This window comes from Ruegeria sp. BHSA123 (assembly GCF_059613425.1).
Genome location: NZ_JBXWSL010000041.1, coordinates 1 through 22906 on the forward strand (window position 1 = coordinate 1; position 22906 = coordinate 22906).

At 56.8% G+C, this 22906-nt stretch carries 17 protein-coding genes; 8 read left to right on the plus strand and 9 right to left on the minus strand.

Annotated features, from left to right (window positions below):
• The coding region (locus AC2FNC_RS15730; RefSeq protein ID WP_496715849.1) for a molybdopterin molybdotransferase MoeA at positions 1-1002 on the plus strand (1002 nt) is incomplete at its 5' end.
• Here AC2FNC_RS15730 and AC2FNC_RS15735 read toward each other — a convergent pair.
• From AC2FNC_RS15735 to AC2FNC_RS15750, 4 genes are all read right to left on the minus strand, one after another.
• The gene (locus tag AC2FNC_RS15735; protein WP_496715851.1) at positions 999-3419 is read right to left on the minus strand and encodes a GcvT family protein; all 2421 of its coding nucleotides are present in this window, start codon (positions 3417-3419) and stop codon (positions 999-1001) included. The genes AC2FNC_RS15730 and AC2FNC_RS15735 overlap by 4 nt on opposite strands.
• A 151-nt stretch (positions 3420-3570) precedes the next feature.
• Positions 3571-3810 (minus strand): hypothetical protein, encoded by a 240-nt coding sequence (locus AC2FNC_RS15740; RefSeq protein WP_209597175.1) that lies wholly within the window; start codon positions 3808-3810, stop codon positions 3571-3573.
• A 135-nt stretch (positions 3811-3945) separates the two neighbouring features.
• Entirely contained in the window at positions 3946-5103 is a 1158-nt protein-coding gene (locus AC2FNC_RS15745; RefSeq protein WP_480477339.1) for an aromatic ring-hydroxylating oxygenase subunit alpha, read from the minus strand.
• 102 nt (positions 5104-5205) lie between these two features.
• Complete coding sequence (locus tag AC2FNC_RS15750; protein ID WP_496715853.1) at positions 5206-6111, minus strand: LysR substrate-binding domain-containing protein; 906 nt, start codon at positions 6109-6111, stop codon at positions 5206-5208.
• Between the two features lie 140 nt (positions 6112-6251).
• On the opposite strand from AC2FNC_RS15750, the gene AC2FNC_RS15755 reads away from it, so the two are divergent.
• Together AC2FNC_RS15755 and AC2FNC_RS15760 are read left to right on the plus strand one after the other, a co-directional pair.
• Complete coding sequence (locus AC2FNC_RS15755; protein ID WP_496715854.1) at positions 6252-7196, plus strand: PDR/VanB family oxidoreductase; 945 nt, start codon at positions 6252-6254, stop codon at positions 7194-7196.
• Between the two features lie 416 nt (positions 7197-7612).
• Complete coding sequence (locus tag AC2FNC_RS15760) at positions 7613-9439, plus strand: BCCT family transporter (protein WP_480606824.1); 1827 nt, start codon at positions 7613-7615, stop codon at positions 9437-9439.
• A 195-nt stretch (positions 9440-9634) separates the two neighbouring features.
• On the opposite strand, the gene AC2FNC_RS15765 is transcribed toward AC2FNC_RS15760, so the two are convergent.
• The 4 genes from AC2FNC_RS15765 to AC2FNC_RS15780 form a co-directional block, all read right to left on the minus strand.
• On the minus strand, positions 9635-10426 hold the full coding sequence (locus tag AC2FNC_RS15765) for an FAD binding domain-containing protein (RefSeq protein WP_480623149.1): 792 nt from the start codon (positions 10424-10426) through the stop codon (positions 9635-9637).
• 95 nt (positions 10427-10521) lie between these two features.
• A complete protein-coding gene (locus AC2FNC_RS15770; protein WP_496715856.1) occupies positions 10522-12882 on the minus strand; it encodes a xanthine dehydrogenase family protein molybdopterin-binding subunit in 2361 nt (786 codons plus the stop codon).
• An 80-nt stretch (positions 12883-12962) separates the two neighbouring features.
• Positions 12963-13445, minus strand: coding sequence for a (2Fe-2S)-binding protein (locus AC2FNC_RS15775; RefSeq protein WP_209507073.1), 483 nt, complete (start codon positions 13443-13445; stop codon positions 12963-12965).
• A gap of 28 nt (positions 13446-13473) precedes the next feature.
• A complete protein-coding gene (locus AC2FNC_RS15780; protein ID WP_480520524.1) occupies positions 13474-14022 on the minus strand; it encodes an SRPBCC family protein in 549 nt (182 codons plus the stop codon).
• A 181-nt stretch (positions 14023-14203) separates the two neighbouring features.
• Here AC2FNC_RS15780 and AC2FNC_RS15785 point away from each other — a divergent pair, with 181 nt between their 5' ends.
• The 5 genes from AC2FNC_RS15785 (at position 14204) to AC2FNC_RS15805 (ending at position 22095) form a co-directional block, all read left to right on the plus strand.
• A complete protein-coding gene (locus AC2FNC_RS15785) occupies positions 14204-14884 on the plus strand; it encodes a response regulator (RefSeq protein ID WP_480484332.1) in 681 nt (226 codons plus the stop codon).
• Positions 14885-14929: 45 nt separating this feature from the next.
• Positions 14930-16099, plus strand: a complete 1170-nt coding sequence (locus tag AC2FNC_RS15790; RefSeq protein WP_480520526.1) for an FIST N-terminal domain-containing protein — start codon at positions 14930-14932, stop codon at positions 16097-16099.
• 3 nt (positions 16100-16102) lie between these two features.
• Complete coding sequence (locus tag AC2FNC_RS15795) at positions 16103-18316, plus strand: hybrid sensor histidine kinase/response regulator (RefSeq protein ID WP_496715858.1); 2214 nt, start codon at positions 16103-16105, stop codon at positions 18314-18316.
• 100 nt (positions 18317-18416) lie between these two features.
• Positions 18417-20594 carry a Tex family protein gene (locus tag AC2FNC_RS15800; protein ID WP_496715859.1) on the plus strand — a complete coding sequence of 726 codons (2178 nt, stop codon included), beginning with the start codon at positions 18417-18419 and terminating at the stop codon, positions 20592-20594.
• Between the two features lie 304 nt (positions 20595-20898).
• Positions 20899-22095, plus strand: a complete 1197-nt coding sequence (locus AC2FNC_RS15805) for an acetate/propionate family kinase (protein WP_480520532.1) — start codon at positions 20899-20901, stop codon at positions 22093-22095.
• Here the strand turns inward: AC2FNC_RS15805 and AC2FNC_RS15810 are convergent.
• Positions 22092-22859, minus strand: coding sequence for a citryl-CoA lyase (locus AC2FNC_RS15810; protein ID WP_480555355.1), 768 nt, complete (start codon positions 22857-22859; stop codon positions 22092-22094). The genes AC2FNC_RS15805 and AC2FNC_RS15810 overlap by 4 nt on opposite strands.
• Between the last annotated feature and the right edge of the window lie 47 nt (positions 22860-22906).

Consider the following 22906-nt stretch of genomic DNA (forward strand, 5'->3'; position numbering starts at 1 on the left):
CAGATGCCGGTGGAGGGTCGCATCGCGGCGGGGGACAGCGGGTCTCATGCTGCACCTGTCGGCAGCGCGGTGAGGATTTTTACCGGAGCGCCTGTTCCTTCTGATTACGACGCCATCGTCATGCAGGAAGATTGTGATGTTGTAGAGGGGCAAATTCGCTTCAGCCGCCGTCCAAAGCCCGGGCAACATATCCGGCGTGCCGGTGAAGACCTTCATGCCGGAGCGTCGATCCTGCGGCGCGGCTGCGAGATTGGCCCGCGCGAGGTGGCAGCCCTTGCATCCGCCGGGTATGGCGAGGTCGTGGTTCTCCGCAAGCTGAAGGTTGCGATCTTTTCAACCGGCAGTGAGTTGCGCCAACCGGGTGAGCCCCTTGGCCCGGGGCAGATCTATAACTCGAACCGTTACATGCTGCTTGCGCTGTTGCAGAAGCCCTGGATTGAACTCACGGACCGGGGGCCGGTTGAAGATGACCCCGCGCTTTTGAAACAGGTCTTGCTGGACGCGACTGAAACCTCTGACCTGATCATCACGACCGGTGGTGTTTCTGTCGGCGATGAGGATCATATGCCGCGTCTGTTCACTGAGATCGGTGGCGTGACGGATGTGATGAAAGTCGCAATGAAACCGGGCAAGCCGATCATGTTTGGTCGGCGTGGCGGTGCACTTTACATCGGCCTTCCAGGTAACCCGGTTTCTGCTTTTGTGACCTGGCAGATAATCGGATCGCAGATGATGGCGCGCCGCGCCGGTCTGCACCACACCCCGCAGGCAGCCGTACAGGCAGTTCTGTCGGAACCCTTGCACCGCACCGCGGGCCGTCAGGAATATCGCCCGGTTCAGATTGACGGTCACACACCGGACGGACGGCCCCGATTGCGTCTGATGGAACCGTCCTACAGTGGTCGTGTTGCTTTGCTTGCACAAGCGGATGGATTGGCGATCATCCCGGCAGAGGTGACGGAATACCCCGAAGGACAAGGCCTTGAGCTATTGCGGTTTTAAGCCCTAAGCGCTTTTCCCGCGGCATCAAAGGGCGGTTCATGCAGGATCGTGGCCCTGTGCGGTCGCCCCAGAACCATAACCTCGACCTCATCACCTGGCTGGGCGTTTTTTACATATCCCAAGGCCAACGACATTCCGACAGTGTAGCCATAGGTGCCCGAGGTCACTCGGCCGATCCCTTCACCGTTCTTGAAGATCGGCTCACCACCTGTTGCATCCGCGTTAGATGCTGTCACATCCGCTTCGTTCAGGTGTAGAACCACCAGGTGTTCCCGGGCCGGGTTCTGCAACACTTTCTGCGCAGCCGCTTTGTTGAGGAAGTCCTTTTCGAATTTGCAGAGGCGATCAAGACCCACTTCATGCGGCCAGTACTCCGGGCTGTATTCGCGGCTCCAAGACCCATAGCCCTTTTCGACCCGCATAGACATCAGTGCCCGGCTGCCAACAGGGCCAGCCCCGAACTCTTTGCCTGCCTCAATCAAGGCATTGTACAGTCGTGCTTGATCTTGGGTGGCGCAATGCAGCTCCCACCCCAGGTCGCCAGTAAAGGAGACGCGCAGGGCAAGAACCTGAACTCCCGCCAGCTCAATCTTGGCGGACCGCATGAACGGGAAATCTTCGGTTGCGAGCGATGTGTTGGTCAGAAGTTGCAGGATGTCGCGGGACCTAGGGCCGGCCACGTTAAAGCCGCACATCGTTTCGGTTTTGCTTTCGAAAGTGGTTCCCTCAGGCAGCGGAACCTGTTTGAAGAAGCGCTTGTGATACCGCTCTGCCATGCCCGAGCCAATCACCCAGAACTCGTCATCAGCTACGCGGGTAACTGTAAAGTCGCCTGCAATACCGCCGCGTTTCGAGATCAGCGGGGTCAGGCAGGATCTGCCGACGGTTTTGGGCATGGTATTGGCAAAGACGGCGTTCAACCAGTCTGCCGCACCCGGACCCTTGCAGAGATACTTGGCGAAGTTCGAGATATCGATGATCCCGGCACGGTCGCGCAACATCCTGCATTCCTCACCCACCGGTCCCCACCAGTTCTGACGGGTAAAGCCATTGGTATCTTTGGTGCCGGGCGTTGCGGCAAACCACAGCGGATGTTCCCAACCGGCGTTCAGGCCGAAAACCGCACCCATGGCCTTCTGCGCCTCGTAGATCGGGCGAACCCGTGCCGGACGACCGGCGCTGCGTTCTTCATTGGGGAAATGGATCGCGAACCGATGACTGTACTGATCTGCCACGCGCGCTTTAGTGAACGCCTTGGTGGCCCAGTTGTCAAAACGCGCCAAATCCCAGGCGAACATATCGTATTCCGTTTCACCCTCGATGATCCACTGCGCCGCCATCAGGCCCATGCCGCCCGATTGCGAGAAGCCGGGGATGATACCGTTGCAGCAGAAATAGCCGTCGACCTCAGGCACCGGCCCCATCAGAACATTTGAATCCGGTGACCAGATCATCGGGCCGTTGATGACACGCTTGATCCCGGCTTCACCAACCGCAGGCAAGCGTTCGATGGCGTTCATCATGTTCTCTTCGATCCGCTCCAGATCATCAGGGAACAGGTCGTGGGCAAAATCCAGCGGCGTGCCTTCTTCGGCCCAGAACCTCATATCTTTCTCATAAGCGCCGACCAGCAGGCCGTTGCCTTCCTGACGCAGGTAATACTCGCCATCCCGGTCTGATACAGATGGCAGACGGGTGCCGTGGCTTTTCACATCAGCCATGGATTCGGTTACGAAATACTGGTGCTCTGTAGGTTGCAGCGGCAGTTCGATTCCGGCCAGTGCCGCAACCTCGCGCCCCCACAGGCCCGCTGCGTTCACCACCCAGCGTGTCCTGATGTCACCTTTTGGCGTTCTGACGATCCAGCTGCCATCCTCCTGCTGCTCGGTTGCAGTGACCGGCGTGAAACGGTGAATCTGCGCCCCGCGTTGACGTGCGCCGACCGCATAGGCGTTGGTCACACCCGACGGGTCCACATTGCCGCCATCGGGTTCGAACATCACGCAACGGATGCCGTCGTAATTGACCAGCGGGTTCAGCTTTTGGGCTTCTTCGATGCTGATCTCATAGAAGTTCATGCCATACAGTCTGGCCTTTGCGGCCTGTAGCTTCAGCTGATGTTCGCGCTCTTCTGTCTGGGCCAGGTATAGCGAGCCGGGCTGGAATACGCCGCAGCTTTGACCGGTTTCAGCTTCCAGCGCTTTATACAGGCTCATCGTGTAATGCTGGATGCGGCTGATATTGGTACTGTCGTGCAATCCGTGAATGTTGGCGGCTGCGTGCCATGTTGACCCCGAGGTCAGCTCGTCCCGCTCCAACAGAACTACATCGGACCATCCCAGTTTGGTCAAATGATACAGGATCGAGCACCCGATCACTCCTCCGCCGATGACCACGGCCTGAGCTTCGTTTCGCATTTTGGCTATCTCGCGCGTTTTCGTTCGCGCTTGTTCTTCCATGAAGACTGGCCCATCGACAATGTCGACAAAATTCGAGATCGAATGAAGTCAGCTAAACTCAAATTTGGAGAATGCCTGACGGCGCAATACGCTTAAGCAAACGAATTCGTCAGAACGTCAATCGGTGTGCGCGGCCACGTTCAAACAGCTTTAGGTTCAACTCATCTGCTTCCGGCGCGCCATATTCCAACGCAAACACAAATGCGTGGGTCAGGTAGAAACACGAGGCTTCATGATGCTGGCGCTCTTCGGCCAGAATCGCCGCTTGGTGATACAGCCGGATCAATGCGGGTACATCTTTTTCCGCATGGGCCCGCAAGAGTTGTTTGTCGAGTTCGTCCAGATCCACTGTGACCCTTTCGGTGAATTCACACCGGCTGCCCAATACTAAAGAAAAGACGGCAACGCCGTCCCGTCTATAGTGTTTGCAACCGACCCGCGATCTGGTCAGTCAGGCCTGACCAGATCGACTTTTCAGGATTGCTTACGCTTCAGCGCGGGCTTTTTCGATCTGCGTGGCCACCCAATGGTGAAAACAATGGGTCGGGCCGTCCATCGCGGGCGAGAAACGACCGCCATCGAATTTCACGCCGTGACGGCCTTTCTGCATGCCTTCAACCACAAAGACGTCTTCCTCGAACACCGTCTTCCACAGTTGCGCGTTCTTGGCACGCAGTGCTTCGTGTTCGGGCGCGTCTTCGGGTTTTTTGGCGTAGTAGAGCTCAATCCGTTCGTTCGAACGCTCATGCGTGATCGGATCGATGAGGAAAGCAAAGCCGTGGTCACGCTGAACACCCAGCAGGGTATTCGGGTAAACGACGATATATTCCGCGCCGTCAGTCCACTGCTCACTCAGGTTCTCGAAATCATCCAGCTTTTCGCCATCGTGACCCTCGAACTGGCGGTAGACATAGGTGCCCTGACCCGAATACTTGCCCAGTTCGTTGATGTTGTAGTGATCTTCCAGACGCGAATAGCTGTTCAGGCCGGGGTGAACCCAAGGCAGGTGATAGCTTTCGCAGTAGTTTTCAACAGCCAGTTTCCAGTTCGAGTTCAACTCAAGATAAACCGATGCGCCAGCGCCACCGTGATACATTGGTTGATCGAATTCTTTCCAGCGTTCCATCAACTCGCCATGGACATTTTCGAATTCCGGAGCATCGCCGCTGACATTGACAAAGACAACATCCCGCCAGACATACGAGCGGATGCGGATAAGGCCCAACTCGGCGAAATCTAGATCCTCATGGGTGTTTTGCCCAGGGCCCCCGACATGAGGGGCAGTCCGCAGTTCACCATTCAAGCCATAGCACCAGCTGTGATAGGGGCAGCGGATCGCGCCGCGGATTTTTTGCGGCTTGTCGACCAAAATCATGCCGCGGTGGCGACAGGTGTTCTGGAACACGCCGATCTGACCGTCGCGATCGCGTACCATCAACAGCGGCACACCCAGGAAATCGATCGGATACGCATCTCCCGCCTCTGGAATGTCTTTGCCAAAGCCGATGCCGGACCAGTTCGCAAACAAGACCGCATCCCGTTCTTCGGCAAAAACTGCGGGATCAATATAATGCTCGTTCGGCAGACCCTTTGCGGTGTTTACCGGTGTCAGAACAGACGAAAGCGGTGCGTGCTTGTTCATCGGCCACTCCTGAGTGATTTGAATGAGTTTATCGCTGCATCCATTGGCGGCCGAGGCCGCCCACGTTCAATACTAAAAAACCTAATGGCAAATTGAGGCAGGCTAAACCGAACCTTCAGACAGTTCGTTAAGCAACCAATTCTTGAGAGCCAGCGCCCCTTCCGAAAGCTGATCGTCCGGACGACCGACAAGATAGAAATTATCCGGGGCGGGCAGGCTGAATTCCTCTAATGCGACGAGTTTCCCTGATGCGAGCATGGGCTGGACCAGACGTTTCCACCCCAGCGCAAGACCCGCCCCTTTACGCGCCACCTGAAGGGCAAGCGCATAGCTGTTCACCCGCGATTCCACGGGAACAACCCCAGAAAACCCGAGGTCGTGGAACCAGGATGACCAGGTCGTCCAGGTACTGTCCTGCGTTTCAAGATGGATCAGCCGCCGCTGCACGAGGTCTTCAAGGCTGGCCCCTTTAAGGTCCGCGGCCATCTGGGGGCTGCAAACGGGTGTCAGGATATCGCGATACAGTTTCGTGTGCGTGAGTTGCGCGTTCGCGTCCCGGCCATAGCGGATGAACAAGTCGATATCCGGCCGGTCCGTGAACGCCTTGTCCTGCGCCATCTGGTTCACTTTCACGTGCGGATAATCTTGCCAGAACCGGATGACAGACGGCGACAGCCAAAGTGCGGCGACGGCAGTGGTTGACCCAACGGTTACGTGGTTCTCGACATCGTTGCTGCGAATCTTTTCAAGTACCTTTGAAATCTGCCTGAACGAAGCGCCGAGTGCCTCAAACAGGTCTTGCCCATCCTCGGTCAGTTCCACACCGCGGTGCTTTCGGACAAAAAGTGCCGCGCCCAGCTCACCTTCCAGCGCCTTAATCTGATGACTGACGGCACCCGGCGTCACGGAAAGCTCACTCGCGGCTTCCTTGAAGCTGAGATGCCGAGCGGCGGCTTCAAAGGCCGATAAAGTCGTAAGAGGGGGAAGGTTGTAGTGGCGTCGAGACATGGAGGTTTGTCGGCTTTTGAACTCTGGGTGAGCTCAATTCACCCGAATGTTAGAAATTTTGCAATTGAAATCTATCTTTTTTCCTGTTGTTTGCTGAACGACGCAGAATGTACGCCACGTGAGACCGAACAGGACAAGTGATGGATACTCAAGTCGCCCGCCTTGTGCGAAAAACGCCGCTCAGCCCCGACACCTCTGACTTCTGTTTCGAGATCGAAAGCGGGCGCTTCACCAGCCTCGAGCCCGGAGCGCATGTGGACATCCATCTTGAAGACGGTCTGATACGGCAATACTCGCTGTGGAGCTGGAGCCAGGATGGACGCCTGATCAACGTGGCCGTCAAACGCGAAGACAAGGGGCGAGGCGGGTCACTGGCGATGCATGACCTGCAAGAGGGCGCGACCGTGGAAATCGGCGGCCCCCGCAACCACTTCAAACTTGAAAGCCATGATCGGCACGTCACTTTGATCGCTGGCGGCATCGGGGCCACTCCACTGGTTGCAATGGCACGTGAGCTGCTGAACCGAGGGCAGGATTTTCGTGTCTATTATCTTGTTCGATCAAAAGAATACGCGGCGATGGATGCACAATTCCGGGCGCTTGGACTTGATGAATGGTATCATTTGCATTGTGATAACACAGACGGGGTGTTCGATCTGAGATCTGTCATGCAATCGATGCCGATGGGCGCAGACGTATATACCTGCGGCCCTGAACCGATGCTGAATGCGGTACTGGAGGCTGGTGCCTTGCTGCGCGGCGGCGCGATACACTTTGAACGGTTCGCCGCCGCGTCGGACATTGAACATGCCCCGAACGCCGATTTCCAGATCGAGATCCAGTCGACTGGTGCGATCTATCCCGTTGGCAAGGACCAATCCATTCTGGAGGTTTTGCAATCCAATGGTGTGCAGGTTGATTTCGGCTGCTCCGAAGGGCTTTGCGGAACATGTATCGTGGATGTCGTTTCCGGCGAAGTCGATCATCGCGACGGTATACTTACCCCGCAAGAGCAGGAAACGCATGAGTTCCTGTGCACATGCGTTTCGCGGGCCAAGTCGGGTAAACTGGTATTGAAACTGTAGAAGGAGCCACATTCATGCCCTTTACTTGTTCTCGCTAACACCTGTTTCGAGTAACCGTGAGCGTCGTTTCAAGTTGCATATGTGTCGGAATCTTGGGTGAGCTGCCCTAACCTCTGTCATAGGTTTCCCCGAATTGAAGGGCGCAACCACTTCTTGCGAAGCTGCAACCAGATTCAACGGCAGACAGACTTGCCACTTCGAGCCAACAGCTTTTGCAAGCGAGAACAATCCGGGAGGAAAAGAGCGGTGGGCGATCCCACATGGTGTGTGGTCTTCCCCGTAAATCTCAGCTGAGTTGCAGTCAACTCGCTGATCGTTTGGTGCATTGGGCATGTTATTTTCGCCGCCCCGCGCGGTGCACCCCAAGCCGAAATCAGAAGAACAAGAAATGGCGAACACACGGAGGAAAACGCAATATGTCGATACCCGATCCATTCACGGACGTTGAGATAAAGACGGCGGATGCCGGTTTTTACGAAAATTACAGCGTCCCAATTGCCCTGATCAGCAAGTCCATCATGGTCGCGCTGGTTTTGTGGGCACTGATCTTCCCAGCAAACGCAAACGGTACGCTTGGCAGCCTGAACGGGCGGTTGCTTGAGCTTTTCAACAGCTTCTACATTGTCATTGTCGGGTTGTTCCTCGTTTTTCTGGCCGTTGTCGCCGCTATTCCATCCACGGGTCGCCGTGTGATGGGAACACCCGGTGAAAAGCCCGAGTTTTCGAACTTCTCATGGTTCTCCATGATGTTCGGCGCCGGCCTGGGTGTTGGTCTGATGGTTTTTGCAACCGCAGAACCGTTGGGGCTGTGGGGTTCGAACCCCGAAGTCGTGTCCGAGGCGGTCGTGGGAAATACACCCGAAGCACTGCAGTCGGCTTACCGATATACCTTCTTGCACTACGGGTTTCACGCTTGGGCCATCTATGTGGTTACCGGGTTGTCGCTGGCATATTACGCTTATACCCGCGACATGCCTCTCACCATCCGCTCGGCGCTGACGCCCCTGTTTGGCCGCTTCGTCAATGGCTTCTTCGGCCATGTGGTTGACGTTTTGGGCGTTGTTGCAACGATCCTCGGTGTTTCTGTCACCATCGGCTATGGTGTCAGCCAATTCATCGACGGGCTTTATGCCATCACCGGTATGGAATGGGTCATGGATCTGGGTGGCGAAGTTCCAACCCCAAGCAAAGTGGGTCTGATCGCCGGTCTGGTCATCATCATGAGTCTGTCGATTATTTCGGCCGTATCAGGCGTTGGTCGTGGTGTTAAATACCTGTCGAACCTGAACCTCGTATTGTCGATCATCCTGTTGGGCACATTTATCGTCTTCGGCTCGTTCGTCTTTGCCATGACCACTTATGGCACAGCAATGGTCGACTATATTCTGCATATCCTGTCGCTCAGCTTTAACGCCTATGGTCCACTGTCAGTTGAAGCCTTCGCTGCGGCTCTGCCCGCCGAAGCACAAGCCCATGCCAATGATCTGATGGGCGGAGCTACCAATGCGTGGGGCAGCTTTGACGGTTTCAAGAGCGGCCTGGAAGGGGCAGCAGCCGAGTTGGATGAAGCAACGCTGGCGGCCGTTTATGCGGCGGGTGAGCAGGGGCGTCAGTTCGGCTGGCAGTCGGGCTGGACCACGTTCTACTGGGCCTGGTGGATCGCGTTCTCGCCCTTTGTGGGCTTGTTCCTTGCCCGTATTTCGAAAGGACGGTCTGTCCGCGAGTTCATCGTGGGTTGCGTGTTCGCTCCGGCGTTGGTGTGCTTTGCTTGGATGACGGTTTTGGGCGGCACCGCGATCGACCTGGAACTGGCAGGCGCTGCAGAAGGTGCGATCGTCGGAGCATCAAACACCAACAAGCTGTTCGTGACCCTGTCTTACATGATTGACGGAGGTCTGTTGTCATTGCTGAACGTGATGTGCGTGATCCTGATCATGACATTCCTCGTCACGTCGGCAGACTCGGGCATTCTGGTGATGAACACCATCATGTCGGGCGGCAGCCAGGAGACGGGCATCAAGCACCGCATCATCTGGGGTGTCATCCTGACGGCTGTGATTGGCGCGCTGGTCCTCGCAGCGGGCGAAAACAACCCGATGGATGCTTTGCGAAACGCAATGATCATCGGAGCACTGCCCTTTACTGCTGTAATGGGTTTGATGTGTATTGCATTGGCCAAAGCTTTGTTCCGAGACAGTCAGCGTGACAAACATGCCGCTACAGGTGCACAAGCCGCCGAATAAGCAAATGCTTAGCTTATGACGTGATCAGGCCGTCTGGAATTGGGCGGCCTGATTTTTTTTGCGTAGACACTGGCCACGACCCTCAAACAACGAAAAGGTGCTGGCCAGCCCGACTGTGGCGAGACACCAAAACCATATCTCAACGAAAAAGCCCCGGTAAAAACCGGGGCTTTTGAGCATCATTTCGTGAAATTCCTACATGCAGGCTTCAACGGCGCGTTTGGTCATGACCGACACAAGATGCGCCCGGTATTCCTTGCTGCCATGTAAATCAGCGATCATGTTGGCAGGGTTAATCCGAAGGTCCATCAAGGCGTCCGGGCGGAACTCCTTGTTCAGCGCCTGCTCGGCTTCGCTCCAACGGAAGACGCCGTCCTCACTTGCCCCGGTCACCGCCACGCGCACGCCGTCCGTGAAACGGGCCAGATAGACCCCAACAAGTGCAAACCGCGACGCTGGCTGCAGGAATTTCTGATAGCTTGCCGCCTGCGGAACCGGAAAGCGGATCGAAGTGATGATCTCTCCTTCTTCCAGGGCTGTCGTGAACATGCCTTGAAAAAAGTCATCTGCCGCAATTTTACGCGCGTTGGTCACCACGGTTGCGCCCGATCCCAGCACGCCCGCCGGATAACAGGCTGCCGGGTCATTGTTTGCAACCGAACCACCGATGGTTCCACGATTGCGCACTGCCGGGTCGCCAATTTGTCCAGCCAATGCCGCCAGCGCGGGATAAGACCCCGCAACGTCGCGAGCAACGACAGCGTGGGGTGTTGCACCCCCAACTGAGACCGAGCCGTCATCATCAACGCAGACGCCTTGCATCTCTGCTATGCCGCCCATCGACACCAGTTTGGACGGTGCCGCCAATCGCTGTTTCAATGTCGGGATCAGGGTTTGCCCACCTCCCAACGCTTGCGCATCCTCTGCTGCCAATGCTGCAACCGCGTCAGCAATGGTCGAGGGCTTCTCAAACTCGAAATTGTACATTTCGTTCTTCCTTTCCGAAAGGCGCTGATCCGCCCTTCATCTGGCTATAAATATCCCGGGGAGCGCGAGGGGCTGGCCCCTCGCTCCCCAACCTCTCAACCATGCATCGCCGTCCAAACGCGTGACGGGCTCATCGGCATGTCGATATGATCAACAGCCTTTCCGCCCGAGTTCAGTGCGTCCAGAACCGCGTTGACCACCGCCGGCGGCGAACCGATCGCTCCGGCCTCGCCGCAACCCTTCACACCAAGCGGATTGTGTGTACAGGGCGTCTGGCTTGAATGATCGACGCTGTAGAACGGGACGTCATCAGCGCGTGGCATCGCGTAGTCCATGAAGGACGCGCTCAGCAGTTGGCCATTCTCGTCATAGGCACAGTTTTCAAGCAAGGCCTGACCGATGCCCTGACCAATACCGCCATGCACTTGTCCATCAACGATCATCGGATTGACGATATTGCCGAAGTCATCCGCAGCCGTGAACTTCTCAATCGTGACCTGACCTGTGTCCGGATCAACCTCGACCTCACATGCATAAGCCCCTGCCGGGAAAGTAAAGTTGGCCGGGTCATAAAACGCGGTTTCTTCCAGTCCCGGTTCAACTTCCAGCGGATAGTTGTGCGGGACATAAGCCGTGAGGGTCACTTCCCCCCATGCCACCGACTTGTCGGTCCCCGCAACACTGAACTGACCGTCCTTCAGCTCGATATCCGCCTCGGACGCTTCCAACAGGTGGGCGGCGATCTTCTTGGCCTTGTCGATCACTTTTTCGGTCGCCTTGACCATCGCCGATCCACAAACCGCCAGCGAGCGTGAGCCATAGGTGCCCATGCCAAACGGGATCTTCGAGGTGTCACCATGCACGATCTCGACCATCGACTCGTCGATGCCGATCATGTCGGCCACAACCTGCGGGAAGGCCGTCTCATGCCCCTGACCATGGCTGTGCGCGCCGACCATGACGCTGATCGAACCGGTGGCATTAACCCGAACGGTCGCGGCATCATAAAGACCCGCCCGGGCCCCCAGCATGCCAACGATGTTCGACGGCGCGATACCGCAGGCCTCGATATAGCAGTTGACACCCAGGCCCCGCAGCTTGCCGTTGGCCTCGCTTTTTGCACGGCGGGCGGCAAAGCCTGCCAGATCGGCAGCAGCCTCAAGCTTGTCCATTGTCCCGTTGTAGTCCCCGGTGTCGTAAGTCAGCGCCACTGGCGTGTCATAGGGGAACTGCGTGACAAAGTTCTGGCGACGCAGGGCGATCGGATCCACACCCAACTCGCGGGCGGCCTTGTCGATGACACGCTCCAGCTGGAAGGTTGCTTCGGGGCGGCCAGCGCCGCGATAGGCGTCCACCGGCACCGTGTTTGTAAACATCGCCTTCACATTTACCTGAATGACCGGGGTCTTATAGTTGCCTGCCATCAGCGTCCCGTGCAGCCATGTCGGCACCGAGCTGGAGAAGGTCGAAAGATAAGCGCCCAGATTGGCATAGGTGTTGGTCCGCAGCCCGATAAAGTTGTTATCCGCATCCAGAGCCAGTTCAATCGTGCTGACATGGTCACGACCCTGCGCATCCGACATGAACGCCTCGGACCGGCTGGCGGTCCACTTGACTGGGCGGTTGCAGGCTTTGGCGGCAAAGGTGCAGAACGCTTCTTCCGCATAGTGGAATATCTTGGTGCCAAATCCACCACCCACATCCGGGGCCACGACGCGGACTTTATGTTCCGGCAAACCCAGAACGAAGGCGCACATCAACAAGCGGATGACATGCGGGTTCTGCGAAGTGGTATAGAGCGTATATTCATCCGTGCCCCGGCTGTATTCCGCCACGGCCACGCGCGGTTCCATCGGGTTGGCGACCAGCCGGTTGTTCACCAGATCCAGCTTGGTAACGTGCGCCGCGTTGGTAAAGACGTCGTTCACCTTTGCGTCGTCGGCCTCACCCAGCTGCCAGTCGTAGCAGATGTTGTTTTTCAGATCGTCATGAACCAGCGTCGCGCCTTCCTGCGCGGCGGATTTCATGTCGATCACGGCGGGCAGTTCCTCGATATCCAGATCAATAGCCTCAACCGCGTCACGGGCCTGTTCCAGACTGTCAGCCACCACGGCGGCAATGGGATCGCCCACGTGGCGCACCTTGCCCTGTGCTAGAATGGGATGTGGCGGTTCCTGCATCGGTGCGCCGTGCTTGTCGGTCACTTCCCAGCCACAGGGCATTCCGCCCACGCCTTCAAAGTCTTTGCCGGTGAATATCCTGACCACGCCGGGCATACCCTCGGCCGTTGATGTATCCACGGAATTGATCCGCCCATGCGCGATGTCGGACCGCAGGAAATATACGTAAGCCTGGCCACGTACATTGATGTCGTCGGTGTAGTTGCCTGCTCCGGTCAGAAAGCGGACGTCCTCGCGCCGCTTGGAGCTGGCTCCGATGCCACTGTCTTTGGGCATTGCTTGTTCTCCTCCCATAAACGGATGCTGTTGCACCCTTCACTTGTCCCACGGGCGCAACATTTACGCCCGCAGCGGCATCATTCCGCGGCGATACTGCCGACGTCCTGGCCAGAGGCGGCCATGATCGCCTTGACGATATTGTGGTACCCTGTGCAGCGGCACAGGTTGCCTTCCAGGTATTTCCGGATTTCGGCCTCAGATGGGCGCGGGTTGTCTTTCAGCAGCGCTGCGGCGCTCATCACCATACCCGGAGTACAGAACCCGCATTGAAGGCCGTGATGATCCTGAAAGGCTTGCTGGATCACGTTCAGCGAACCGTCCGCATTTGCCTGACCTTCGATGGTGCCAACATCAGCGCCGTCAGCTTCGACCGCCAGCATATTGCACGACTTCACGGCCTGACCATTCACATGTACAACGCAAGCGCCGCACTGGGCCGTATCACAGCCGACATGCGTGCCCGTCAATGACAGTTGCTCGCGCAGAAAGCCGGACAGTAATGTCCGGCCCTCGACCTCGCCGCTTACGGCCTTGCCGTTCACGGTCATGGAAATTTTCATGACTTTCTCCTCCCTGAATTCCAACGGTTCAACCGCCCAATACGCGCTTGAACCAACCTTTTTTTGCTTCGCCTTCTTCATCTTCGGCCGAAGGTTCGGCTTGAACCTGATCCGAGGTTTCCGGGTCGGGCGTTTTTTCCGGTTCGACCGCGTTCTGAAAGTTTTCAAAGAACCGGTCGGCCATTTTTCTGGCGACTCCATCAATGACCCGGCTGCCAAGCTGGGCCAGCTTGCCACCGACACGTGCGTCGACGGTATAGGTCAGCAGAGTACCTTCGGGCACATCAGACAAACTGACATCGGCCGCACCCTTGGCAAAACCCGCAGCCCCACCCTTACCTTCACCCGAGAGCTTCACGCTTTCAAGCGTTACGATATCAGAAAGGGTAACGGCCCCTTTGAAGGTCGCTTTGACGGGGCCAACTTTCTGCACCACCGTCGCTTCGAACCCGTCATCGACCGAGCCCGTCATTTCCTGACATCCCGGAACGCATTCTTTCAGAACCTCAACCGACAAAAGCGCATCCCAGACCTTGGATCGCGGCGCGGCGATGACGCGGCTGTCGCTAAGCTCCATTTCTCTTCTCCAGGTGTTTTTTCTTACGCTACGTGGTGTTTTTCGCCCTGCCTATTAGACCTTGGGTGTAGGTGACGCCGAGCCGGTCTTATGTACGACTTTGGGCCAGTAGGCGCAGATTACTTTCGTTGTTAGGATTGGGTAAGCTGGGGACAATCTGATTGAAAAAAGGCAATACCAAATGCTTGCTGACTCCGTTGTAAGGTCTGGCTTCGAGAAAGTGCTGATCGTCGATGACCACCCCCTGTTTTGCGACGCGCTGTCGATGACCTTGCAAAGCGTGGCGCAGATCGGCGAAATCCATACCGCAGACCGACTGGAAGGCGCGATGGAACTTCTATCAGGGGGGCTGAAACCGGACGCGGTCATGCTGGACCTCAACCTGCCGGATGTGGAAGGGCTGGACGGCCTTGTCCGTCTGAAGGCTGCTGCGAATGCCCCGGTTATTGTGGTGTCCTCGATGACGGATAATCGCGTTGTCAGTCAGGTGATTCAGGCGGGTGCATCGGGTTATGTACCCAAGCATAGCCAACGCGATGTGTTTCGCCTGGCATTCGAGACAGTGCATTCCGGCAAAGTTTTTGTGCCCGAAGGATGCGTTCTGATCAATGTTGAAGAGGATGAACACGCCGACGCGGTCAATCGGCTTGCGACACTGACAAATCAGCAAGCCCGCATCCTGCAACTGATCTGCGAAGGTAAACTGAACAAGCAGATTGCCTATGACCTGTCCATTGCGGAACCCACGGTCAAAGCGCATGTCACGGCAATCATGCGGAAACTGGGTGTGCAAAGCCGGACGCAAGCCGTTCTGATTGCAAAGAAAGCTTCGTTTGCCAGCGTCTTGCAAGACCAAGGCTAAGCGTCATACTCTCACCACATCGTCGCGCTTTAGGGAGGAGGCTCGATGGACCAAGCAGTCGGGTGGGCGACAGCCCGGACCGGTGCAACAGGCATCGTCAAAACGGCTTTCGTGCGTTACGACACCGGGCAGGCGCTTGGGGTGCTCGAACGTCAAATCGGGGCTGAGCCACTTGCGCTGGTGATATTGTTCGTCAGTCCGAACGCGGACGCCGCTGCGGTCATTGCCAAAGCCGAGCAGGTGTTTGCGCCTACGCCGGTGGTTGGCTGCACCACCGCCGGAGAACTTGCGGATAGCGGTTATTGCGAAGACCAGATCGTCGCAATCGGCCTCCCGCAATCCCATTTCGACACGCGTACGGTCCTAGTTTCCGATCTGAACGATTTTGAGGCGGAAAGCATCATCAACGAGATGATCCACAACCGAAATGCCATGATGGTCACGGCGCCCGACTGGAGCCATGAGTTTACGTTCCTGATGATCGACGGATTGTCGACCAAAGAGGATGCGTTGACCTCCGAGTTGGCCGTCGGCTTGGGGCCGGTGCCATTGTTTGGCGGATCGGCCGGTGATGGAACCCGGTTCGGGCGTACCTATGTGCTGCATCAGGGCAAGGCACTGAGCAATGCTGCCATACTGACTCAGGTTCGTACGCGGTGCCCGATCAAGGTGTTCAAAACGGATCATCTGGTTCCAACGACCCGGCGTATGGTCGTAACCAAGGCGGATCCGGCAAAACGCATCGTTCAGGAGATCAATGCCGAGCCCGCCGCCCGCGAGTACGCCCGTATCCTTGGCAAGGATCCGGAACAACTGACGACATTCACCTTTGCGGCGCACCCCGTTGTTGTGCAGATTGGTGGGCAGCATCACGTCCGCGCCATTCAGCAGGTGGCGGGCAACGGGGACCTTGTCTTTTTCTCGGCCATTGATGAAGGGCTTGTGCTGACGCTGGCCGAACCAAGGGACATGGTAGAGCACCTTGAGGAAGAAATCGGCCTTCTGACCGAGAAACGGCAACCCGACACAATTCTGGGCTGTGATTGCATTCTCCGCCGACTGGAAGCGCAGGAAAAGCAAAAGACACGCGAAATCTCGGACATTCTGGCCCGCAATCACGTTGTCGGATTTTCAACTTACGGAGAGCAGTACAACTCTATCCATGTGAACCAAACTCTGACGGGTGTTGCGATTTATCCGCCCGAGAAAGAGTAACGCATGATCGAGCATCTTACTGACCCGTCGGACTCGGTTGACCGCCAGAACGAGAAACTTCGCAAGATCGCCGAAGCGCTGATGCGTCGGGTAGAAGAATCCACCGATGCGTCAGGCGCAGCTTATGCGCAGTTTCAGCGTGCGGCCGTGCTTGAACAAGAGGTCCGCGCCCGGACGAATGATCTGGAACGTGCCCTTGAACTGCTGAACGATTCCAATGCCAGATTGGCACAGGCGAACAAGGACACAGAAGCCGCACGCGCTGACCTGGCCAATGCAATCGAAACGGTGCAAGAGGGGTTTGCCCTTTTCAATCGCGACGAAAAACTGGTGCTGTGTAACAGCCGTTTTGGTCTGCATATGCCCGACATTCAGGAGCGGCTGAGCCCGGGATTGAGCTTTGCCGAATATGTCGAACTGGTCAGCCGATCAGGGTTTCTGTCCCTGCCTGAAACAATGACATCGACAGACTGGGCCAAAAGCCGCCTGGATCGGCACACGGACGATCATGTGGTGTTCAACGTCCGGCTTGTTGGCAATCGGTGGTCACAAGTGTCCGAACACCGCACGCCGGATGGCGGCACTGTTATTCTGCAAACCGATGTGACCGATATCATGCGGATCGAACGGCGGGAGCGTGACCGGATACTGGATGACAAGGCCAGGCTGATCCGCGCAACGCTTGAACATATTGAACAGGGCGTTTGCATTTTTGACAACAAACACCGTCTGATCGGGTGGAACAACCGCGCTAGCGAGTTGCTGGCCATTCCAATCGCACAGTTTCAGACGGGAACCCGGTTTGAATCGCTGTCCAATCGCCTTGGCGCGAACATCAGGTTCCAGAAGGGGGTAACGGAAGCCGATCTTCTGAACTGGGTGACGCGGCAAACCTATCGCCGTCCTCTGCAATTTCAGATGCACCGTGGAAGGTCGAAGATACTTTCTGTTTTTGCGCAGGAAATGCCCGACCGCGGTTTTGTGATATCCTTCACCGATGTAACCGCAGAACGAAAATCCGCCCAGGCCTTATATGAGGCCAAAGAATTGCTGGAACAGCGCGTAACATCGCGCACGATGGAACTGGCTGACGCTTTGAACGAGGCCGAGCGTGCAAACGCATCCAAGTCGCGATTTGTGGCAGCGGCCAGTCACGACCTGTTGCAACCTCTGTCAGCGGCAAAGCTTTATGTTGCATCGCTGGGCAGCGGTCTGGACAAAGACGACGCAAGAACCGTTGCAGGAAAGGCTGAAAGTGCGCTGAACAGTGTTGAACACATTCTGGAAGCGCTGCTGGATATCTCGAAACTTGATTCAGGGCGGGCCACCGCGCATTTGTCGACCATAACAGTGAGTACGCTGTTTTCGCAGATGGAAGATGCGTTTCGCCCGGTGGCGCAGGCAAAAGGGCTTGAGCTGTCTTTTGTTGACACGAACGCGCGCGTGACCAGCGACGCCAGCTATTTGCGTCGGATTTTGCAGAACCTGCTTTCGAACGCGATCAGGTATACCGAGGTCGGAAAGGTTCTGGTCGGTGTGCGGCGTCGCAAAGGCGCAATTGCCTTGCAGGTCTGGGATACAGGTATCGGTATCGCGTCAGACCAAAGAGACCTCGTCTTTCAGGAATTTCAGCGCCTGCATTCTGATGCCAGCGCCGCAGAGGGTATGGGATTGGGCCTTGCAATCGTGGAGCGCGCCTGTGGGCTGTTGCAACATCCAATCCTGCTGTATTCCGAAGTAGGCAAAGGAACTGGATTCTCGGTCGAAGTGCCGTTGGCGCAGGAAGAGCAGACCATTTGCAGCAGCGCCCCTGCGGCCCGCGATCCGGGCTCCAAGGTCCTTGGTAACACGGTCGTATTGTTGATTGAGAATGATGAAAACCTCCGTAGTGCACTGACCATGACCATCGAATCCTGGGGGGTAGAGGTTCTGGAGAGCGAAAGCGAAGACGAAGCAATCAATCTACTTCGTGAAATTGACATTCTGCCTGACGCAATAGTTGCCGATTTTCAGTTAAATCACGATAGAACCGGTGTTGACGCGATACATGCCCTGACGCACGAGTTTGGCCCTCTGCCCGGCTGCATTATCTCGGCCAACCGATCACCTGAACTGGCCGAGCGTTGCAAGCGCGCCAATCTGCCTTTGCTCTACAAACCGCTAGATGCGCAACTACTGCGCTCAACGCTGGAATCGTCGATTGCACGCCGCAACTGAGCGGCGTCAATCTGTGACCGGTTCAGATTGAACCAAGGGTCTTCCCCTTGCCGAAACAGCTGGTTAAGAAGTTCTTCCAGCGTCGTTTCAGGAGGCCCCATTGGACCGTATCGCCCGCACCATCGCCACCGAGATTAATGCACGATCCGAGCAGGTCGGTGCCGCGATCAAGCTACTGGACGACGGAGCAACCGTGCCTTTTGTCGCCCGGTATCGAAAAGAAGCAACCGGAGGATTGGACGACACCCAGTTGCGTCTGCTGTCCGAGCGGCTGACCTATCTGCGCGAGCTTGAAGCGCGGCGTGAGACCATCCTGAACTCGATCAAGGATCAGGGCAAACTGACAGAAGATCTGAGCCAATCCATAGCACGTGCCGAAACCAAAGCGCAGTTGGAAGACATTTATCTGCCATACAAGCCAAAACGGCGCACCAAGGCTATGATTGCGCGCGAAAATGGGCTTGAATCTTTAGTTGACGCTATTCTGGCGGACCGCAACTGCGACCCTGAAACATTGGCTGCGGCATACCTTACCGAGGCAGTAACAACCACCCGGGATGCTTTGAACGGCGCGCGGGACATTTTGACCGAACGGCTGACGGAAAACGCCGCACTGCTGGGCGAATTGCGCAGCTTCATGCAGCGCGAGGCTCTGATCAGCGCAAAGGTCATCGAAGGCAAGGAAAAGGACGGCGCAAAGTTCAGCGACTACTTTGACCATGCCGAATTGTGGGCAGACGTGCCGTCGCATCGGGCATTGGCGATGCTGCGGGCATCCAAAGAGGGCATCGTCACGCTGGATATCGCGCCTGAACCGGAATTTGGTGCCGCGCGGGCCGAGACGATTGTTGCCGCTCATCTACAGACACGTGGCACGGGGCCGGCAGACGCATGGTTGCGCAAAGTCGCGGGCTGGACATGGCGGGTAAAGCTTTCGCTGTCCATGATGGTCGAACTGATGGCCGATCTGCGCAGCCGGGCGCAGGACGAAGCCATTCAGGTCTTCTCGCGAAACCTCAAGGACCTGCTGTTTGCCGCGCCGGCAGGTGCCAAGGCGACATTGGGTCTGGATCCGGGCATTCGTACGGGCGTAAAGGCTGCTGTCGTTGATGCGACCGGCAAGGTCGTTGCCACTGACACCTTGTACCCATTTCAGCCGAAGAATGATTTGCGTGGTGCACAGGCCAGTATCCTCAATCTGATATCTGCTCATCAGATCGAACTGATCGCAATCGGGAACGGGACTGCCAGCCGTGAAACCGAAAAATTGGTTGCAGACACTCTTGCGCTACTACCCAAGAAGGTGAAAGCACCAACAAAAGTGGTGGTGTCAGAAGCTGGGGCTTCGGTCTATTCCGCCTCTGAACTGGCTGCGCGCGAGTTTCCGGATCTGGATGTCTCGCTACGTGGTGCGGTCTCGATTGCGCGCCGATTGCAGGACCCTTTGGCCGAGCTTGTAAAAATCGAACCGAAATCCATTGGTGTCGGCCAGTATCAGCATGATGTGGATCAGCATCGCCTGTCACAGTCGCTGGATTCCGCGATCGAGGATGTGGTGAATGCTGTCGGGGTCGATCTGAACACAGCGTCCGCCCCTTTGCTGTCACGCGTATCAGGTCTGGGGCCAGCGCAAGCCGAAGCGATTGTCACCCACCGCGATCTGAATGGGCCCTTCCTATCGCGGAAGGATTTGCTGTCCGTCGCCCGCCTTGGACCGCGCGCGTTCGAACAATGCGCCGGCTTCCTGCGCATCAGGGACGGTTCCGAGCCGCTGGATGCGTCTTCGGTACACCCCGAAGCCTATGACGTTGCGCGCCGGGTTGTTGCCGCCTGCGGCCGTGATATCCGAAACATCATGGGCCATAATGGCGCTTTAAAGGGGTTGCGGGCGGAACAATTTGTAACTCAGGATTTCGGCCTGCCGACGGTTCGGGACATCTTTGCCGAACTTGAAAAGCCCGGACGCGACCCCAGACCCAGTTTCGTCACCGCATCATTCACCGATGGTATCGAAGAAATCACCGATCTGAAACCCGGAATGGTTTTGGAAGGCACAGTCACCAACGTCGCGGCTTTTGGCGCTTTTGTGGATATCGGTGTGCATCAGGATGGGCTTGTTCATGTCAGCCAGCTGGCGGACCGGTTTGTCAAAGATCCGCATGACGTGGTTAAGACCGGGCAGGTGGTTAAAGTACGTGTTGTCGATGTTGATGTCCCGAGAAAGCGCATTGGGTTGACCATGCGAAAACAAAGTGGCGGCGGACATCGTCGCGCGTGATCGCAAAACGACGCGTGATGAAGTGCGCTGCCTTCTTGAAACCGCGTTTTGAGGGGCGTCAGCTTAGTATCTTGCACGTGGTTCAATCCATGATTACGACTGGGACGACCGGAATGAAGGTGATGTTGGCGCTACAGAAACGGCTGTGCTAATAGATCTTTTCTTTCTTGAAAGTTCGAAAAGACCGGGGTTGTCGCGGTGGGCTGGTTCGTAGTCTCTTGTATAACGTCTGAAGCACAACCTTGGCCCAATGCGGATCTGTAAACTTCCTGAGCTTCACCTTTTCGTAAACCAGAGGGTATGCATGACACATGTCGTGACACTGAATGCCGGATCGTCTTCGATGAAGTTCGGCCTGTTCGAACTGACAGAAGACGATCCAATCATGGTGTGCACCGGTGTGGTCGAACGGATCGGCGAGCCTGAGCCAACCGTCAAGGCGCGGTCATCTGGCGGCGGAGTTCTGGCGAATGGCACGGCAGGAGATATTCACGATCATGCCGCCGCCCTGGACTGGGTACTGAACCTGTTGTCACGTGCCTTCCCCAGTTGCGAGGTCACCGCGGTTGGGCATCGTATTGTTCACGGCGGACCTGAGATCGATACGCCATTGCCGTTGACCGCCGCTGCTTTGGAGGAGTTGGACAAGCTCTCTCCGTATGCACCTCTGCACCAGCCGCACAACCTGGCTGGCGTCAAGGCAGCTATGGAACGCTTTCCAAATGCCGCCCAGATTGCCTGTTTTGACACGGCCTTTCATCGCAATCACCCCTGGGAGAACGACGTATTCGCCCTGCCGCGCGAGTATTACGACAAAGGCGTCCGCCGCTATGGTTTTCACGGGCTTAGTTATGAGTACATCTCGGACCATTTGGCCAAAACCGCGCCACTTTTGCACGCGGGGCGGGTTGTGGTCGCGCATTTGGGTAACGGTGCGTCGATGTGTGCCATGATCGGGGGGCGATCCGTCGGTTCGACCATGGGGTTTTCGTCGTTGGACGGGCTGCCGATGGGATCACGTTGCGGTCAGCTCGATCCAGGTGTTTTGTTGTATCTGATGGATCAGGAAGGGTTGAGCGCCTCAGAGATTTCCGACCTTCTGTTTCGCAAATCAGGTTTGCTGGGTCTGTCCGGACTTTCAAGCGACATGCGCACTCTTGAAAAAGCAGATACCCGTGAAAGCCGACAGGCCATCAGCTATTTCACTTTCCGCATCCGCCGCGAACTTGGGGCAATGGCCGCAATATTGGGCGGTATTGATGCCCTGATCTTCACTGGTGGTATCGGAGAAAACTCGCGTCTTGTACGCGACAGGGTATGTTCCGGAATGGGGTGGCTGGGGATTGAACTGGATCCCGATGCCAACGCGGACAATGATCGGATAATCTCGACAAATCTGTCCCGTGTGGTGGCCATGGTTATTCCGACAAACGAAGAGCTGGTTATTGCCCGTGCTGCCGCAGATCTGTTGACAAATCGATCCCATCGGAAAAGTGCTTAGCCCGGCTGGTACGTCCAGCGATACGAGGGTGGGGTCGGCCCTTTGTTGCGACCACCTTGCTGCATCTGCTCCCAGGCATGTGCCAGAATACCCACTGATCGGGACAGGCAGAAAAGGCCGCGCGCCAATGGTGGCGCAAACCCAAGCTCGGCATAAATAACTGCGGTTGCGCCATCGATGTTCATCGGGACGGGTTTACCCTTACGCCGCGCAAGCTCTGCCTCGATCTGCTGCGCAATGCGCATGACCTGCCCATCGCAAGCACCGGTTTTCACCGCTTCGGCGACCAGTTCCATCAGGCGCGGCGCACGAGGGTCTGTGGGTGTGTGAAACCTGTGACCAAAACCCGGAAGTATCTTTCCGTGGCTTTCGATCCTCGCATTGATTGCCTGCTCCAAAGTGCCAGGGTAAAGGCCCACAAAGTGGTAGAGTTCCACGGTTTGCTCGCCAGCCCCTCCATGAATGTCGCCCAACATGTTCACGGCGCTCGCCATCGCGTTGTTGAGAGGCAGGCCACAGGTCACCGCCATGCGCGCGGTCGCAATCGATGGGGCCTGCGGACCGTGGTCGACTGCCGCGACCAGCGCGGCTTCGAACAATTGGGCCTGCGCTTTTGATGGGTGGTCGCCGCGTACCATGAACCAGATCATCTCCGCGAAACCCAGGCGTCCGATCAGGTTTTGAATCGGCTCTCCGCGCAGGTCGATCCGGCCAGGTTCCATATCGATGATGGATGTTGCCCACCAATCTGACACATCGTTCATATGATCCCCTCTCTGCGCAGCGCGTCGATTTCCGCGTCGGTCAATCC

Coding starts and splice junctions, on each gene's coding strand:
- AC2FNC_RS15735 (WP_496715851.1), bottom strand. CDS start 3,419: ATGCGAAACGAAGCTCAGGCCGTGGTCATCGGCGGAGGAGTGATCGGG.
- AC2FNC_RS15745 (WP_480477339.1), bottom strand. CDS start 5,103: ATGAACAAGCACGCACCGCTTTCGTCTGTTCTGACACCGGTAAACACC.
- AC2FNC_RS15750 (WP_496715853.1), bottom strand. CDS start 6,111: ATGTCTCGACGCCACTACAACCTTCCCCCTCTTACGACTTTATCGGCC.
- AC2FNC_RS15755 (WP_496715854.1), top strand. CDS start 6,252: ATGGATACTCAAGTCGCCCGCCTTGTGCGAAAAACGCCGCTCAGCCCC.
- AC2FNC_RS15760 (WP_480606824.1), top strand. CDS start 7,613: ATGTCGATACCCGATCCATTCACGGACGTTGAGATAAAGACGGCGGAT.
- AC2FNC_RS15765 (WP_480623149.1), bottom strand. CDS start 10,426: ATGTACAATTTCGAGTTTGAGAAGCCCTCGACCATTGCTGACGCGGTT.
- AC2FNC_RS15770 (WP_496715856.1), bottom strand. CDS start 12,882: ATGCCCAAAGACAGTGGCATCGGAGCCAGCTCCAAGCGGCGCGAGGAC.
- AC2FNC_RS15775 (WP_209507073.1), bottom strand. CDS start 13,445: ATGAAAATTTCCATGACCGTGAACGGCAAGGCCGTAAGCGGCGAGGTC.
- AC2FNC_RS15780 (WP_480520524.1), bottom strand. CDS start 14,022: ATGGAGCTTAGCGACAGCCGCGTCATCGCCGCGCCGCGATCCAAGGTC.
- AC2FNC_RS15785 (WP_480484332.1), top strand. CDS start 14,204: ATGCTTGCTGACTCCGTTGTAAGGTCTGGCTTCGAGAAAGTGCTGATC.
- AC2FNC_RS15790 (WP_480520526.1), top strand. CDS start 14,930: ATGGACCAAGCAGTCGGGTGGGCGACAGCCCGGACCGGTGCAACAGGC.
- AC2FNC_RS15795 (WP_496715858.1), top strand. CDS start 16,103: ATGATCGAGCATCTTACTGACCCGTCGGACTCGGTTGACCGCCAGAAC.
- AC2FNC_RS15805 (WP_480520532.1), top strand. CDS start 20,899: ATGACACATGTCGTGACACTGAATGCCGGATCGTCTTCGATGAAGTTC.
- AC2FNC_RS15810 (WP_480555355.1), bottom strand. CDS start 22,859: ATGAACGATGTGTCAGATTGGTGGGCAACATCCATCATCGATATGGAA.